This is a genomic window from Elusimicrobiota bacterium, assembly GCA_026388095.1.
Classification (GTDB): domain Bacteria; phylum Elusimicrobiota; class Elusimicrobia; order UBA1565; family UBA9628; genus UBA9628.
Genome location: JAPLKL010000044.1, coordinates 174,163 through 187,987 on the forward strand (window position 1 = coordinate 174,163; position 13,825 = coordinate 187,987).

Below are 13,825 nucleotides of genomic sequence, written 5' to 3' on the forward strand. Positions count from 1 at the left end.
GGGGGCTTATGGCTAAGAAGAACCTGAGGATATTCGCGTTCGGCGGCAACGAGGTCTCGCCGGTGGGCTTGAAGGACGCCAAGACCGGCAAGGACCTCATCCCGGACGTCGCCCTGCAGTGGCAGAAGACGGCGCAGACCTGCAAGCTGGTGGCGGACATCATCGAGAGGCACCCCGACGACCTCTACGTCATGACCCACGGCAACGGGCCGCAGGTGGGCAACATCCTCCTGCGCGCCGAGCACTCCCGCTCCATCCTGCCGTCCTTGCCGCTCGACGTCTGCGGCGCGGACAGCCAGGGCGCCATGGGCTACATGCTGGGCCTGCTCGCCAGCGAACTGCAGACGCGTGGCATAAACAAGCAGGTCGCCGCCTTGGTGACCCAGGTGGTGGTGGACCGCAACGACCCGGACTTCCAGACCCCGTCCAAGTACGTGGGGCCGACCTACAGCAAGGAAGAGGCCCTGGACCGCAAGGCCAAGGACGGCTGGGCCGTCAAGCTCTACAAGAAGGACGCCTCGGGCCAGGAGCTCTGGCGCCGCGTGGTCCCGTCCCCGGTCCCGACCGACATCGTGGAGATCGACGCGGTGGAGGCCCTCATCAAGGCCGGCATCATCCCCGTGACGGTCGGCGGAGGGGGGATCCCGGTATCCGTGGTCGCTCCGACGACGGAAGGGAGCCAGGACGTCTACACCTGCAACTACGACATCAAGTTCAAGAAGGCCAAGGGCAAGCCGGCGAAGATCTATTCCGGCGTGGAGGCCGTCATCGACAAGGACCTGGCCTCGGCGCTCTTGGGCAACATGCTGCTGAGAAGGGCCAAGGCGCGCGGCGAGGAATACCTGGTGACGCTCACCATCTTCACGGGTGAGGACGGCGCCAAGCTCAACTACCAGAAGCCGGACCAGGTGGACCTGCGCAAGCTGACCCTCAAGGAAGCCCAGGAGATCTACAACCGCAAGCCGTGCCCTTTCCCGGCCGGAAGCATGGGGCCGAAGATCAAGGCCGCCATCAAGTTCATCGAGGAGGGCGGGCAGGCGGCCTACATCAGCAAGACCGAGCTCTTCGACAAGACCTTGGTCGGGACCGCGGGCACGACGATAGTCCCGTAACGGCGATGAAAGCCCCCCGCGTCGGCCCGGCCCTGTGGGCGGGACGGCGCGGGGGCTTCCTTTTGCGAGGAGGGCTCTGATGAAGGTGGAGACCGGCAGCGTGGTGGGATTCAGATGCGTCCGATGCGGCAAAGATGCCCCGGACGCCAAGGGCTACGTCTGCCCGGCCTGCTCGGGCAACCTGGACGTGGTCTATGACTATAAGGCCGTGAAGGAGAGGCTCACCCGCAAGAGCCTGGAGCAGAACCCCGACCGGAGCGTCTGGCGCTACAAGGACATCCTGCCCATCGCCCGGTACCAGGGCGTGCCTATCGTCCACATCGGCTGGACCCCGCTCTACAAGGCCGAGCGCCTGGGCCGCGACCTGGGGCTGGCGAACCTCTATCTCAAGGACGACGGCCGCAACCCCAGCGCCTCCTTCAAGGACCGGGCCGGAGCCGTGGCCGTGGCCAAGGCCCTGGAGCTGGGCGAGAGGACCATCACCGGCGCCTCCACCGGCAACGCGGCCTCATCCATGGCCTGCCTCACGGCCGGGCTGGGCTTGAAGACCATCATATTCCTGCCTGAGAAGGCTCCCGTCGCCAAGATCGCCCAGCTCCTGGTCTTCGGGGCCACGGTCATCGCGGTCAAGGGCACCTACGACCAGGCCTTCGACCTGTGCCTCAAGGCCACCGAGGAGTTCGGGTGGTACAACCGCAATACGGGCCATAACCCTTTCACCCGCGAGGGCAAGAAGACCTGCTCCTTCGAACTCGTCGAGCAGCTGGGCTGGCAGTGCCCGGACAAGGTCTTCGTCCCCGTGGGCGACGGCAACATCATCAGCGGCATCTGGAAGGGCTTCAAGGACTTCCACGCGCTCGGCCTCATCGACCGCCTGCCGCAGCTGGTGGCGGTGCAGGCCGCGGGCAGCGACGCGGTCAAGCGCGCCTTCGAATCCGACGGGGTCATCCGGCCGGTGAGCGGCGACACGCTCGCGGACAGCATCTCCGTGAGCGTGCCGCGCGACGGGGAAGCCGCGGTCAAGGCCTTGCGGGAATCCAAGGGCTTCGCGGTCTCGGTCACGGACGACGAGATCCTGGCCGCGCTGCGCGACACGGCCCGCCGCGAGAGCGTGTTCGGCGAGCCCGCGGGCGTGACCTCGGTGGCGGGCTTGCGCAAGGCCGCGGGTCTGGGTCTCGTGAAGCGCGACGAGCGGGTCGTGGCCCTCATCACCGGCAATGGCCTCAAGGACGTGGCCAGCGCCATGAAGGCCGTGGGCAAGCCCTACCTCATCGCGCCCGACGCCGGAGAACTCAAGAAGCTGGTCCGATCGCAGAACATCCAATAGGAGAATCCCATGTCCAAGAACGACGCAGTCCTGAAGAAGACCGTGGCCCGCTGCCGCGAGCGCGGCATCGTCATCCCGACTTTCGCGCAGCTGGCCAATCCCGCCTCGGTGCCGGACAGCGTCAAGAAGAGGCTCAAATCCGTCGGCCTCTGGGACGTGGACCCGGCGAACCTCTTCCGCATCACCTGGAAGAACGACGTCAAGACCGGCCTCTTCGGCGACGTGAACTACCTGGAGATCCCCAGCGAACTGACCGGGGTGCCGGCCCGCGTCATCGGGCTCGTCGGCAAGTACTTCCCGACCGGCGCGCACAAGGTGGGCGCCGCCTTCGGCTGCCTGGCGCCGCGCCTGGTGACCGGCGAATTCGACCCGAGCTCCCAGAAGGCGGTCTGGCCCTCCACCGGCAACTTCTGCCGCGGCGGGGCTTTCGACTGCGCGGTGCTGGCCTGCACGGCCGTGGCCATATTGCCCGAGGAGATGAGCCAGGAGCGCTTCGCTTGGCTCAAGTCCATCGGCGCCGAGGTCATCGCCACGCCCGGCTGCGAGAGCAACGTCAAGGAGATCTACGACAAGTGCTGGGACATCCGCAAGAACCGCAAGGACTGCGTGATCTTCAACCAGTTCGAGGAGTTCGGCAACTCGCTGTGGCACTACCACGTCACGGGGCCGGCCATAGAGGAAGTGTTCGCGAAGGTCAGGGGCAAGAAGGGACGCCTGGCGGGCTACGCCTCGGCCACGGGCTCGGCCGGGACCATCGCGGCGGGTGACCGGCTGAAGAAGGACTTCCCGCTCGCCAAGGTCGGGGCGGTCGAGGCTCTGCAGTGCCCGACTTTGCTCTTGAACGGCTTCGGCGGGCACCGCATCGAGGGCATCGGCGACAAGCACGTGCCCTGGATACACAACGTGCGCAACACGGACATGGTGCTGGCCGTCGATGACGAAGACGTGGTGCGCCTGCTGCGGCTCTTCAACGAGCCCGCCGGCAAGAAGATGCTCAAGAGCCAGGGGCTCAAGGAGTCCTTCATCGAATCCTTGCCGCTCTTGGGCTTCTCCGGCATCTGCAACATGCTGGCCGCGGTGAAGATGGCCAAGCACTATGAGCTGGGCAAGGATGACGTCGTGTTCACCATCTTCACGGACTCGGTCGAGCTCTACGGCTCGCGGCTCAAGGAGATGCACCAGGAGCACGGCGTCTACACCGAGACCCAGGCGGCCGGGGATCTGGAGCGCAGGCTGCGCGGGGTGGGCATCGACCATCTGCGCGAGCTGGGCTACTACGACCGCAAGGCCCTGCACAACCTCAAGTACTTCACCTGGGTGGAGCAGCAGGGCCGGACCGTGGAGGACCTCAACGCGCTCTGGGCCCCCGAGTTCTGGGACCGGACCTTCGCGCAGGTGGGCGAATACGACAAGCTGATAACGGAGTTCAACGAGCGGACCGGCCTGCTCAAGGATTCCGGCGCCAAGGCCGTGGGGGCGGGCGGCAAAGCCTAAGCTCGACTAGAAAGCAAGAACCCGGCGGCTCCGCAACGCGGAACCGCCGGGTTTTCTTGTCGGCGTCTGCTACCGCTTGGCCCGCCGCGCCCGCTTGCGCGGCAGAGCCGTGAACGCCGCCTCGTAGAGCTTCAGGAAAGCCTTGTCCTTCGGGCGAGCCGAGGCCTTCTTAGACGCGACGAGGTTCTCCAAGGCCCCGCAAGCGATCCGGAAACCCGCCACGCGGAACTCCCGCCGCGTCTGCCACCACTCCGCGAACGAGAATCCCTTCGCCTCCAGCAGCAGCTCCACGGACAGGGCGTCGGGCCGCTCGCCGCACACGGTCGTCCTGAATCCCAGCAGCCGCTTGAAGACCAAAGCGTCGGGCTTCACCAGCGGCTCGCCTCCGACCTGGAGCTGGAAACCGCAGCGCGCCAAGGTCCTGACCGCTTTGCGGAAATGCTCCAAATCCGGCCTTACTAGGACATCACAGTCGTAGGTCGAATAGGTCTGGGAGAGCTCAGGGGCGTAGTGCCCGACCGCGAGGGCGCCCACCAGCAGGAAATCGATTTTCTCCGCCCTGAGACGGCGCAGGAACTCGAGATGCGGGGCTCTGAGCGTCACCGGGCGATGGCGCGCATGTGCAGGATGAACGACTGAGCCGCCAGGTGCAGACGGGTCTTATCCGCGCCGGGCCGGTTGGCTGGCAAAGCCGAAAGACGGCGCGTCAAAGCCCGCAGACGGCGGGATAGGCGCTGCATGTTCTCATTATACCTCGTTGGGCGGCAGTTTATGTATCATAAGCGATATGCGCCGCCAGGCCGCGCTGATCCTTGTCGCCGCCGTCGCCCTGGCCGCCTGCGCGGCCCCGTCTCCCCGGAGCGCCGTGCCGCCCGCCGAGACCGCCGACGACGGCCTCGCCTGGGCCCGCGGCAAGATCTGGTATCAGGTCTTCCCTGAGCGTTTCCGCAACGGCGACCCATCCAACGACCCTACAGTGGCTGACGTGCCGGAGACCGACGGCAAGCACAGATGGCATCTTTCGCCTTGGACCAGCGACTGGTACGAAGAACAGCCCTGGGAGGTCAAGCGCTCCACCGACTTCTACCACATGGGCGTGGTCTTCGCCCGGCGCTACGGCGGCGACATCCAGGGTGTCATCGACAAGCTCGACTACCTCAAGGACCTCGGCGTGGATGTCATCTACCTCACCCCCGTCTTCGAGGCCCCCAGCCTGCACAAATACGACGCCTCCAGCCTCCACCACGTGGACCTCCATTTCGGCCCCGACCCCGCCGGCGACAGGCAGCTCCTGGCCGAAGCCCGCGAGACCGAAGACCCGGACACCTGGATCTGGACCAAGTCGGACATCCTCTTCCTCCGGCTCATCAGGGAAGCGCACGGCCGGGGCATCAGGGTCGTCATAGACGGCGTCTTCAACCACACGGGCCGGCAGTTCTTCGCCTTCCGGGACCTGCTCAAGAAGGGCAAGAAGTCGCGCTACGCCGACTGGTACATGGTGACCAAGTGGGGGGAGAAGCCCGGCGACGAGTTCGAGTACAAGGCTTGGTGGGACGTCAGATCCCTGCCCATCCTCGCCCGGGACAGCCAGGGCCTCCTGCCCGGGCCCAGGAAATACGTCTTCGCCATCACCAAGAGGTGGCTGGCCCCCAACGGCAGCGCCAAGGACGGCGTGGACGGCTTCCGCCTCGACGTCATCGAGGAGGTCCCCGCGCCGTTCTGGAAGGAATGGCGCGCGCACGTGCGCTCCATCAAGCCCCAGGCCCTGACCGTGGGCGAGATCTGGGGCGACGCTTCGGGCTGGGTCAAGGACGGCCGCATCGACTCCACCATGAACTATCAGTTCGCCCAGGCCGCGGTCGGCTTCTTCGTGGACCGCAAGACCGCGGTCTCGGGCAGCGCCTTCGCGGCGCGCCTCAAGACGCTCCTGGATTCCTACGCCCCGCAGAAGGCCCAGCTGCTCTTGAACCTCATGGACTCCCATGACACGGACCGCCTGGCCAGCATGATCGTCAATCCCGACCGCCCCTACGGCCAGCGCCACAGCCCCCGCTCCAACCCGGACTACGACGTGCGCAAGCCCGGCGCCGAGGCCCTGCAGGTCCAGAAGCAGGTCGCCGCCTTCCAGATGGCCTTCCTGGGCGCGCCCATGGTCTACTACGGCGACGAGGCCGGCATGTGGGGAGCGACCGACCCGGATGACCGCAAGCCCATGCTCTGGCCGGAGCTGGTCTACGCGCCCGAATCTCGCCATCCGTTGGGAAAGCCCCGGCCCGCGGACCCGGTGCGTTTCGACACCGGCTTGTGGGGCTTCTATCGGAGCCTGATGCGCGTGCGCCACGAAAGCCCGGCGCTCTCCGGCGGCGACCTGCGCTTCTTGAAGGCCGCCCTGTCCCAGAGCACGGTGGGATTCTCCCGCCGCGCCGGGGAGTCCGAGGCTCTGGCCCTCTTCAACCGCGCGGACCAAGTCCACCGCCTGTCCCTGCCCGTCGCCCATGCCGGCTACCGCGATGCGCTCGGCAACAAGACCTTGGCCTCGGCCAAGGGGCGTCTGCGCGTCGAGGTCCCGGCGCACGGCTTCCTGATCCTGCTCTCCCAGCCTGGGCCTTAAGGCCCAGGCGCGCGCTGGGTACTCTGGGCTACTCTGTGGTATAATCCAATGGTCCGCTTCTGACCCATAAGGAGACCCCGATGCCGAGACTGCTCCTCGCCGTGGCTTTCGCCCTCTGCGCCGCCCAGCCCGCCTTTGCCGACCCCGGCATCCGATCCGACGAATCCAACAAGTCCTTGACCGAGCTCAAGGGGCAGGCCCAAGTCGATGAGCTCCCCGCCGTTCAGGAGCCCTCCGGCGCGGCCGTGGAGCAGCGCTACTGGGTGGTGGTGAAGGTCGCCTCGCGCTCGGACCGCACGGCCGTCGCCACCGCCGGCATGGCCATCGAGGAGATCCGGCCCGACCGAGTGGCCGGCACCGCGCACATCAAGACCATCCAGGCCCTGCAGGCGGCCGGCTACGTGATCATGTTCCAACAGTCTTTGGTCCAGTGGTCGAAGGACTTCCCCGCGCAGGACAAGGCCTACCACAATTACGACCGCATGAAGGCGGCGCTCGACGCCGTGGCCAAGTCCAGCCCCAAGCTGGCCTCGGTCTTCTCCATCGGCAAGGGCTGGCAGGGCCGCGACATCTGGGCCCTGCGCTTCAACACCACCGAGTCCGGGACCAAGCCCAGCAAGAAGCCCGGCGCGCTCTTCGTGGGCGACCACCACGCCCGCGAGCACCTCAGCGTGGAGATGCCCATCAAGATCGCCGAGTACCTCGCGGCGCACCAGTCGGACGCGGCGGTCAAGAAACTGCTCGACTCCCGCGACGTCTACGTGGTCCCCATGCTCAACCCGGACGGGGCCGAGTACGACATCTCCACGGGACAGTACAAGTGGCACCGCAAGAACATGCGGGTCAACTCCGACAAGGAGATCGGGGTGGACCTCAACCGCAACTGCGACTTCATCTTCGGGGGCGCGGGCTCCTCGGGCTCCACCTACAGCGACACCTACCACGGCCCCAGCGCCTTCTCCGAGCCGGAGACCAAGGCCCTGCGGGACTTCCTGGACAGCCGGCCCAACGTGCGCACGCTCAACACCTTCCACAGCTACAGCGACCTGATCATGTATCCCTGGGGAGGCAAGGACGGGCCGGTGGATGACGCCGCGGACCTCAAGGCCTTCCAGGCCATGGCCGGGGCCATGGGCAAGATGATGGGCTTCGGGGTCGAGCAGTCCAACGAGATGTACGTGGCCACGGGCGACTGCGCGGACTGGGCCTACGACAAGCACAAGATATTCGCCTTCACCACGGAGCTGGGCGGCGGCAGCTTCTACCCGGGCGCGGCCGAGATCGCGACGGAGGCCCCGGGCCAGATCCAGGCCGCCCTCTACATGGTCGAGTACTCGGACGACCCGCATCGGGCCTCGTCCGCTTTCACCGCCGCGAAGTAGGTTTCGGGCGCTCAGCCGGCCGGGTCCGCGGTCAGGCCAGGCTCCTCGGGCACGGCCTTGACCGGCGCCGGGGCCAGGCTCACCCGGCGCAGCGCGGGGAAGAGCCGGGTCCAGGCCGCCACCACCGCGAGCGTCCCCAGCCCGCCCAGCACCACGGCGGGCACGGTACCGAACGCCTGCGCGGTCAGGCCGGACTCGAATTGTCCCAGTTCGTTGGAGGCGCCGATGAAGACCATGTTGATGGCGCTGACCCGGCCGCGCATGCGGTCCGGGGTCTCGAGCTGGACCACCGTGCCGCGCACCACCACGCTGACCATGTCGCAGGCCCCGGCCAGGAACAGGGCCGCCATAGAGAGGGGCAAGGAGCGCGAGAGGCCGAAGACAATGGTGAAGACGCCGAAACCGCCCACGCAGCCGAGCATGGCCGCGCCGGCCCGGCGTCCCAGGGGCCGGTGCGCCAGGGCCACGGCGGTCAGGATGGCGCCGATGCCGGGGGCGCTGCGCAGCAGGCCCAAGCCCCAGGGCCCGGTATGGAGGATCTCGCGGGCGTAGATGGGCAGCAGCGCCACCGCGCCGCCGAGCAGGACCGCGAAGAGGTCCAAGGACACCGCCCCCAGCAGGATCTTGGTCTTCCAGACGTAGGTGAAGCCGGCGAGCAAAGAGTCCAGAGTCGGCGGCTCCTGGCGGGCCTGGGAGCTCCTCAGGCGCATGGCCAGGATGAACAGGGCCGCGGCGATCAGGGCCGCGGCCGAGGCCGCGTAGACCGCATGGGCCCCTCCGGTCCAGCCGTAGATCAGTCCGCCCATAGTTGGCCCGAGGATGGTGGCGGCCTGGAACACCGACGAGCTCCAGGCCACGGCGTTGGGGAAATGCTCCTGCGGCACGAGCAGGGGCAGGAAAGCCTGCCCAGCCGGCCCGTAGAAGGCGCGCACGATGCCGAAGAGGACCAGGACGAGGTAGATGGGCCGGACCGAGGCCGGGCCGTGCAGGGTCAGGCCGAAGAGCAGCATGGAGCAGAGGGCGAAGCCGGCCAGGCAGCAGAGGATGATCTGGCGGCGGGGGAAGCGGTCGGCGGCGTGGCCGGAGAGGAGGAAGAGCAGGATGCCGGGCAGGAACTGCACCAGGCCTACCAGGCCCAGGTCGAGGGGGCGGCGGGTGAGCTCGTAGACCTGCCAGCCGATGGCCACGGACTGCATCTCGATGGCGACGACGCCCAGGAAGCGCGAGGCCTGGTAGAGCCGGAAATCCGGGTAGCGGAAGGCGGCGCGGGAATCGGCGGGAGGCGGCGGATCGTGGGTGATAGGTGCTATCATTTTATCAAAGCGAGGGCCGATGAGCGACGAGAGGATAACGATCGACGCCGCGAAGTGCACAGACTGCGGCTTGTGCGCCAAGGTCTGTTTTCTCGACTACGAGGCGGGCCCAGACGGCAAGGTCCGGACGCGGCGGCCTCTGGTCTGCGCGGCCTGCGGGCACTGCCTGGCGGTGTGCCCGGCCGGGGCCATAACCCATCCCCGTCTGCCCGGCCCCGGCTGCGAGCCCCTGCGCGAGGCCGACCGGCCGAGCTACGAGCAGTACCTGGGATTCCTGAAGATGCGCCGCTCCCGGCGCGAGTTCAAGGGCCAGCCCGTCCCGCGCGAGCTCGTCGAGAAGCTCCTCGACGCGGGCGCCCAGGCTCCCAACGGCCTCAACCGGCACAACGTCCATTACACGGTGATCACGGACCGCGCCGTGCTCCAGGAGCTCAGCGCCCGTGTGACGGCCGGGACCAAGAGGCTCGCCGCGCTGCTGCGCAACCCGGTCGGCCGGTTCTTCTTCCGGATCCTCAAGCCCAAGGTGTTCCACGAGTTGGAGTTCTTCCTGCCCCTGTTGGAGCTGCTCTCGGCAGGTGAGTTTCAGGGCCGGGACCTGGTCTGCTACGGCGCGCCCTGCGCCGTCCTCGTGCATACCTCGGAAGCGGACCTGTGCGGCCCCGAGGATGCGGTCTACGCCGCGGCCAACATCCAGTACGCGGCCGAAACCTTGGGCCTGGGCACCTGCGTCATCGGCTTCATCACCAACCCCGTCAACGAAGACCAGAGCCTGAAGAGATTGGTCCGCTTGCCGGCCGGGCATAAGGTCCACACCAGCATGGTCGTGGGCTACCCGCAGTTCCGCTACGCCAAGGCCGCGGCCAAGGCGAAGCCCAAGGCGGACTACCTTTAGCGGCTTTCAACGTCTCCGCAGGAGTTTGGAGCGAACGCTCCGAGGAGCCTGCAGGCCTCAAGCCCATCGGCATGGACGTCCGGATCGTCGCTTTCGAGCGCCGCGGAGACGTACACCCCGATCTTCGCGCTCGCCGTTTGCATACGGTACTGCGGAGTGCGAAGTCCGTCATTCTCGTCTAGGAAAACTGTGTCGGGAGAATCGACGACCCGCTGGAAGCGCTGCAGACTACGCAATTGCCTGCGAACGGCAGTCAGCATGTTTTTAGAGGCAAAACGTCGTGTCGCGGCATCAGAGGATCTCAATTGGTTCATGCCCTGGACCCAGCCCAATGGGAGCGGGTCATTCGTAGGCGCGTTCCCGATCACTGCTGAGTGGGAAGCTCTGGCTTTGAGCCGCAGCTGCCATTGGGGGGAGTCGATAAGTTCTTGGATCTCCAGTGCCTTGGACCGAGCCTTGACTATCTCTGGATCCTCGGATCCGGTGGATAGTTCATGGAATTCGGACAGAAGGCGTAGTGCAAGCGCCGAATCCAGAGTGTATGCATCGTCTGCGAGCTCGAACAAGGGCAGCGCTCTCTCGACGTCATCTGCAGGCAAGTTATCGACCAGGAATTGGTTGTCTATTTGATTTTCCTTTCGTTGATTAGAGGCCAGGTAATAAGGCATGTTAGAACGGAAGCTCGCAATGATTTGATGATGCAGCTCGGGGTCGGTCCGGCGCAAGAGCAGCGGCCGGAACGCGTTCCGGCAAGTCTCCAGGTCAAGTTTGCCCAGGCCGCATGGCTCAGCGACCGAATGGAGGAGAACCTTGATGGCTTGGCTGGCCAGGGGGCTTTTCGGGTGCTTGTCGGCGAAGGCTTCCAAGAGGCGTTTACCTTCGGCGCTTGACTGCAGGCTCTCGGCCTGCTGGAATTCCTCCAAGAGCCCCTTCGGCAGTCTTGCGGCACTTTCGAGCATGCGGATCCGGTCAGATACGGGCATCCCCAGGACCTGCGCGTATGGCGGCCCGCGGCGATACATCCTCAGGGCCCGAGCCATGTCACCTCTCCTTTCGTACAAATAGCCGAGTTCGTTGGCTCCCGGCAGCTTGCCTTCCGCGAGCAGGGACTCATAGGCCGCGATCGCTTCGTCGCGCTCGCCCTCTTCGCTAAGGCAGCGGGCGATATACTCGCGCGCATTTTTCTCCAGGAATCCCAGCCTTTTGGTGGCGATGGCTTTGCGATAATGCTCTTCCGATTCTCCGCACTTGCTCTGCGTGCCCAGGTGGTATTCTGCCTTGGCAAAATCGGCAATGCGGGGAATGGGTTGAGCCGCGCCAGCCTCGGCTGCTGCCATCGTCAAGGCCGCGAACGTGAGAATCAGGGTCTCCGATCCCTTGGTCAGAGCTGCCTCCTAGGAGCTTGAATGCGCTTTTGTGTATTATAACCTTTATCCGGAGTCGGTCCGCCGGAGGCCCTATTTTGAGGATACCGCGACCGAATAGCATCGTGATTTGTTTGCTATTCTTCGCCGCCAGCTCAGCGGCAGCCAGCGCCCAACAGACGTTCACGATTCCTTGGAACGATAAGGCGCTTAAAGAAGCCACTGCCAAACTTCGGCCGGGTGATTGGCTCCGATTCCAGGAGCCGGACGGGAGGGTCCTGTTTTCCTGGCAGGCCAGCGCTGATTTCCTGGCCGCGGAGAAGGCCGACAATTTGAAGACTTATCCCACGGCCGTCCGGCTCATCCGTCCGTTGGCAGAGGGCGGGGATGCCCGCGCCCAGGTCCGCTTGTCGCGTTATCTTCATTACGGATCCGGGGTGCCACGCGACGATCGTCAAGCTTTCAAGTGGGCCCTTAGCGCGGAAAGCAAGGGCTACGTGTTCGCCGCTTCCGATCTGGGAGTCTATTTCCATAGGGGATGGGGGGTTGCCCGCGATGACTCGAAGGCATTCGCATGGTATCGGAAAGCCGCTGAGCGCGGCTGCCCTCGGGCCGAGTATGGCTTGGCGGAATTATATCTCACGGGCGGCGGCGTAGCACCGGATGTGCCCCAGGCCGTTAGGATGTTCCGCGCCCTGGCGGAGAAAGGCGACGATGCCGCTCAGAATCAAATGGGTGTTCTCTATTTTAAAGGTGTCGGTGTCGAGCAAGATTTCAACCAGTCCATCGCTTGGTCGCAGAAGGCAGCATCGCAAGGGAATCCTGATGCGGAGAGAAACTTGGGCTCGATGTACGCGAACGGGAATGGGGTCCAACAGGATTATGGGAAGGCATGCGAGTGGTATAGGCGGGCCGCAGATCATGGCGACCTCAGCGCGATGCAAAGCCTGGCCATGCACCATTTGAATGGAACAGGCGTAACCAAGGACGTCGCGACTGCTGTGCAACTCCTGCAGTCGGCATCGAAGGCAGGCTCGGCCGAGGCAGAATATTCTCTAGGTCATCTTTATGCCGATGGGGAATCCACTCCGCCGGATGTGGGGCTGGCGGCGCAATGGTACACCAAGGCGGCCGAGCATGGTTACGGGCCAGCGCAGCATAATCTCGCCCTCATCTATCATTATGGCAAAGGAGTCTCGGCCGACCCGGAAGAGGCTTTCAAATGGGACTCGAAAGCTGCCGAACAAGGAATAGCCTTTGCGGAGGAATTCCTCGGAGAGATGTACGAATCAGGTGAGGGTTGTGAGAAGGATCCTGGTAAGTCGGTGGAATGGTTCCGTCGCGCCGCTGTGCAGGGCTTTGCCGTGGCGCAGGTCCGTTTGGCCTGGGCCTATAACGCCGGCAACGGGGTGGGACGCGACCTCCATGCAGCTTTCGGCTGGATGCTCATGGCCGCTATGCAGGGCAACGCTGAAGCCCAGCGAGAGGTCGCCGAAAGATACGAGTATGGCGAGGGGGTCGCGGCCGACGCAAAAAAAGCAGCGGCTTGGAAAGACACCGTGGATGCCAAGGATCCTATCGCGATGGCGAATGCATTGGCTCGCGCTTATGGAAAGGATCCCGGCGCGTTCCCGAAGAGCCCCGAGGTGCTCGACGCTCTTCGCTTGGTGATGGGCGAGGTCAAGGTCCCCCCGAAGGCTTCGCCTCACTAGCCGATATATTTAACGGGCTGACTGAGCCCCGGCCTGTTCGGCCAGCGCCTCGGCGTCCTTGACCGCAGACTCGCAGACTCCAGGGGCCAGACGCTCCATTTCCCGGACGTAGCTTTCCCCGTACCTGCGCGACAATGCGCCGCGCAGGGCTGTCGAGTCCACCCGGAACGGGCTCTCCACGTAGGATTCGGCGCCCGCCGCCTGGCGGCCCAGCCGGTCCTGGACGATTTTGAGGACCTCGCCCCAGGCCTGGTTACGGTATTCCAGGGCGCGCAGGGCCGAGCGGGTCTGTTCAGCCTTCCAGCGCAGCCGCTCCTTGGCCCGGCGCTTGCGGATGGGATTGATATCGGCGGCATGTTCCGACTTGATCTGGCCCACTGCGGCCTGGAGATCGGTGAGAAAGGTCGCGTCGGCCTTCTCCTCTTGTCCGCGGGAGAGCTTCTCCTCCGCACGGCTGAGATACTCCTCCGCCTCCTGCCGCTTTCCCGCAGCGAGGAGCTTGAGGGCTTGCCGTTCGTCGACCTTGGCAGTGTAGACCTTCAGACGCAGATTCCCCTCGCGGTACATGCCGGTATCGGGAGCGAGGGACGAACAGACAGCCATCATCAAGATTACCGC

General features: G+C 65.4%; 12 protein-coding genes. 7 read left to right on the forward strand and 5 right to left on the reverse strand.

The window, feature by feature from the left end; all coding sequences use genetic code 11:
- The first annotated feature begins 8 nt into the window (after nt 1-8).
- The 3 genes from NTY77_11150 (at nt 9) to NTY77_11160 (ending at nt 3,933) form a co-directional block, all read left to right on the forward strand.
- Nucleotides 9-1,112, forward strand: coding sequence for a carbamate kinase (locus NTY77_11150; protein ID MCX5796041.1), 1,104 nt, complete (start codon nt 9-11; stop codon nt 1,110-1,112).
- A 79-nt stretch (nt 1,113-1,191) separates the two neighbouring features.
- Nucleotides 1,192-2,439, forward strand: coding sequence for a threonine synthase (thrC, locus tag NTY77_11155; GenBank protein MCX5796042.1), 1,248 nt, complete (start codon nt 1,192-1,194; stop codon nt 2,437-2,439).
- Nucleotides 2,440-2,448: 9 nt separating this feature from the next.
- A complete protein-coding gene (locus tag NTY77_11160) occupies nt 2,449-3,933 on the forward strand; it encodes a pyridoxal-phosphate dependent enzyme (GenBank protein ID MCX5796043.1) in 1,485 nt (494 codons plus the stop codon).
- A gap of 69 nt (nt 3,934-4,002) precedes the next feature.
- Here NTY77_11160 and NTY77_11165 read toward each other — a convergent pair whose 3' ends face one another.
- A complete protein-coding gene (locus NTY77_11165) occupies nt 4,003-4,536 on the reverse strand; it encodes a hypothetical protein (GenBank protein MCX5796044.1) in 534 nt (177 codons plus the stop codon).
- The gene (locus NTY77_11170) at nt 4,533-4,673 is read right to left on the reverse strand and encodes a hypothetical protein (protein ID MCX5796045.1); all 141 of its coding nucleotides are present in this window, start codon (nt 4,671-4,673) and stop codon (nt 4,533-4,535) included. Before NTY77_11170 ends, NTY77_11165 begins: the two co-directional genes overlap by 4 nt.
- 47 nt (nt 4,674-4,720) lie before the next feature.
- On the opposite strand from NTY77_11170, the gene NTY77_11175 reads away from it, so the two are divergent.
- On the forward strand, nt 4,721-6,544 hold the full coding sequence (locus tag NTY77_11175) for a glycoside hydrolase family 13 protein (GenBank protein ID MCX5796046.1): 1,824 nt from the start codon (nt 4,721-4,723) through the stop codon (nt 6,542-6,544).
- Nucleotides 6,545-6,624: 80 nt separating this feature from the next.
- Nucleotides 6,625-7,926, forward strand: a complete 1,302-nt coding sequence (locus NTY77_11180) for a M14 family metallopeptidase (protein ID MCX5796047.1) — start codon at nt 6,625-6,627, stop codon at nt 7,924-7,926.
- A gap of 11 nt (nt 7,927-7,937) precedes the next feature.
- Here NTY77_11180 and NTY77_11185 read toward each other — a convergent pair whose 3' ends face one another.
- On the reverse strand, nt 7,938-9,239 hold the full coding sequence (locus NTY77_11185; protein MCX5796048.1) for an MFS transporter: 1,302 nt from the start codon (nt 9,237-9,239) through the stop codon (nt 7,938-7,940).
- Between the two features lie 19 nt (nt 9,240-9,258).
- Between NTY77_11185 and NTY77_11190 the strand changes: the two genes are divergently transcribed.
- Nucleotides 9,259-10,131, forward strand: coding sequence for a nitroreductase family protein (locus NTY77_11190; GenBank protein ID MCX5796049.1), 873 nt, complete (start codon nt 9,259-9,261; stop codon nt 10,129-10,131).
- Here NTY77_11190 and NTY77_11195 read toward each other — a convergent pair.
- Nucleotides 10,128-11,468: a hypothetical protein gene (locus tag NTY77_11195; GenBank protein ID MCX5796050.1), complete on the reverse strand. Its 1,341-nt coding sequence runs from the start codon at nt 11,466-11,468 to the stop codon at nt 10,128-10,130. The genes NTY77_11190 and NTY77_11195 overlap by 4 nt on opposite strands.
- 152 nt (nt 11,469-11,620) lie before the next feature.
- Here NTY77_11195 and NTY77_11200 point away from each other — a divergent pair, with 152 nt between their 5' ends.
- A complete protein-coding gene (locus tag NTY77_11200) occupies nt 11,621-13,207 on the forward strand; it encodes a hypothetical protein (GenBank protein ID MCX5796051.1) in 1,587 nt (528 codons plus the stop codon).
- A 9-nt stretch (nt 13,208-13,216) separates the two neighbouring features.
- Here the strand turns inward: NTY77_11200 and NTY77_11205 are convergent, their stop codons facing one another.
- Entirely contained in the window at nt 13,217-13,810 is a 594-nt protein-coding gene (locus tag NTY77_11205) for a hypothetical protein (protein ID MCX5796052.1), read from the reverse strand.
- Between the last annotated feature and the right edge of the window lie 15 nt (nt 13,811-13,825).

What these genes read in the sequence shown, in the direction of transcription:
- NTY77_11190 (MCX5796049.1), top strand. Translation starts at nt 9,259, where the DNA reads ATGAGCGACGAGAGGATAACGATCGACGCCGCGAAGTGCACAGACTGC.
- NTY77_11150 (MCX5796041.1), top strand. Translation starts at nt 9, where the DNA reads ATGGCTAAGAAGAACCTGAGGATATTCGCGTTCGGCGGCAACGAGGTC.
- NTY77_11195 (MCX5796050.1), bottom strand. Translation starts at nt 11,468, where the DNA reads ATGGCAGCAGCCGAGGCTGGCGCGGCTCAACCCATTCCCCGCATTGCC.
- NTY77_11175 (MCX5796046.1), top strand. Translation starts at nt 4,721, where the DNA reads ATGCGCCGCCAGGCCGCGCTGATCCTTGTCGCCGCCGTCGCCCTGGCC.
- NTY77_11160 (MCX5796043.1), top strand. Translation starts at nt 2,449, where the DNA reads ATGTCCAAGAACGACGCAGTCCTGAAGAAGACCGTGGCCCGCTGCCGC.
- NTY77_11170 (MCX5796045.1), bottom strand. Translation starts at nt 4,673, where the DNA reads ATGCAGCGCCTATCCCGCCGTCTGCGGGCTTTGACGCGCCGTCTTTCG.
- thrC (MCX5796042.1), top strand. Translation starts at nt 1,192, where the DNA reads ATGAAGGTGGAGACCGGCAGCGTGGTGGGATTCAGATGCGTCCGATGC.
- NTY77_11205 (MCX5796052.1), bottom strand. Translation starts at nt 13,810, where the DNA reads ATGGCTGTCTGTTCGTCCCTCGCTCCCGATACCGGCATGTACCGCGAG.
- NTY77_11185 (MCX5796048.1), bottom strand. Translation starts at nt 9,239, where the DNA reads ATGATAGCACCTATCACCCACGATCCGCCGCCTCCCGCCGATTCCCGC.
- NTY77_11180 (MCX5796047.1), top strand. Translation starts at nt 6,625, where the DNA reads ATGCCGAGACTGCTCCTCGCCGTGGCTTTCGCCCTCTGCGCCGCCCAG.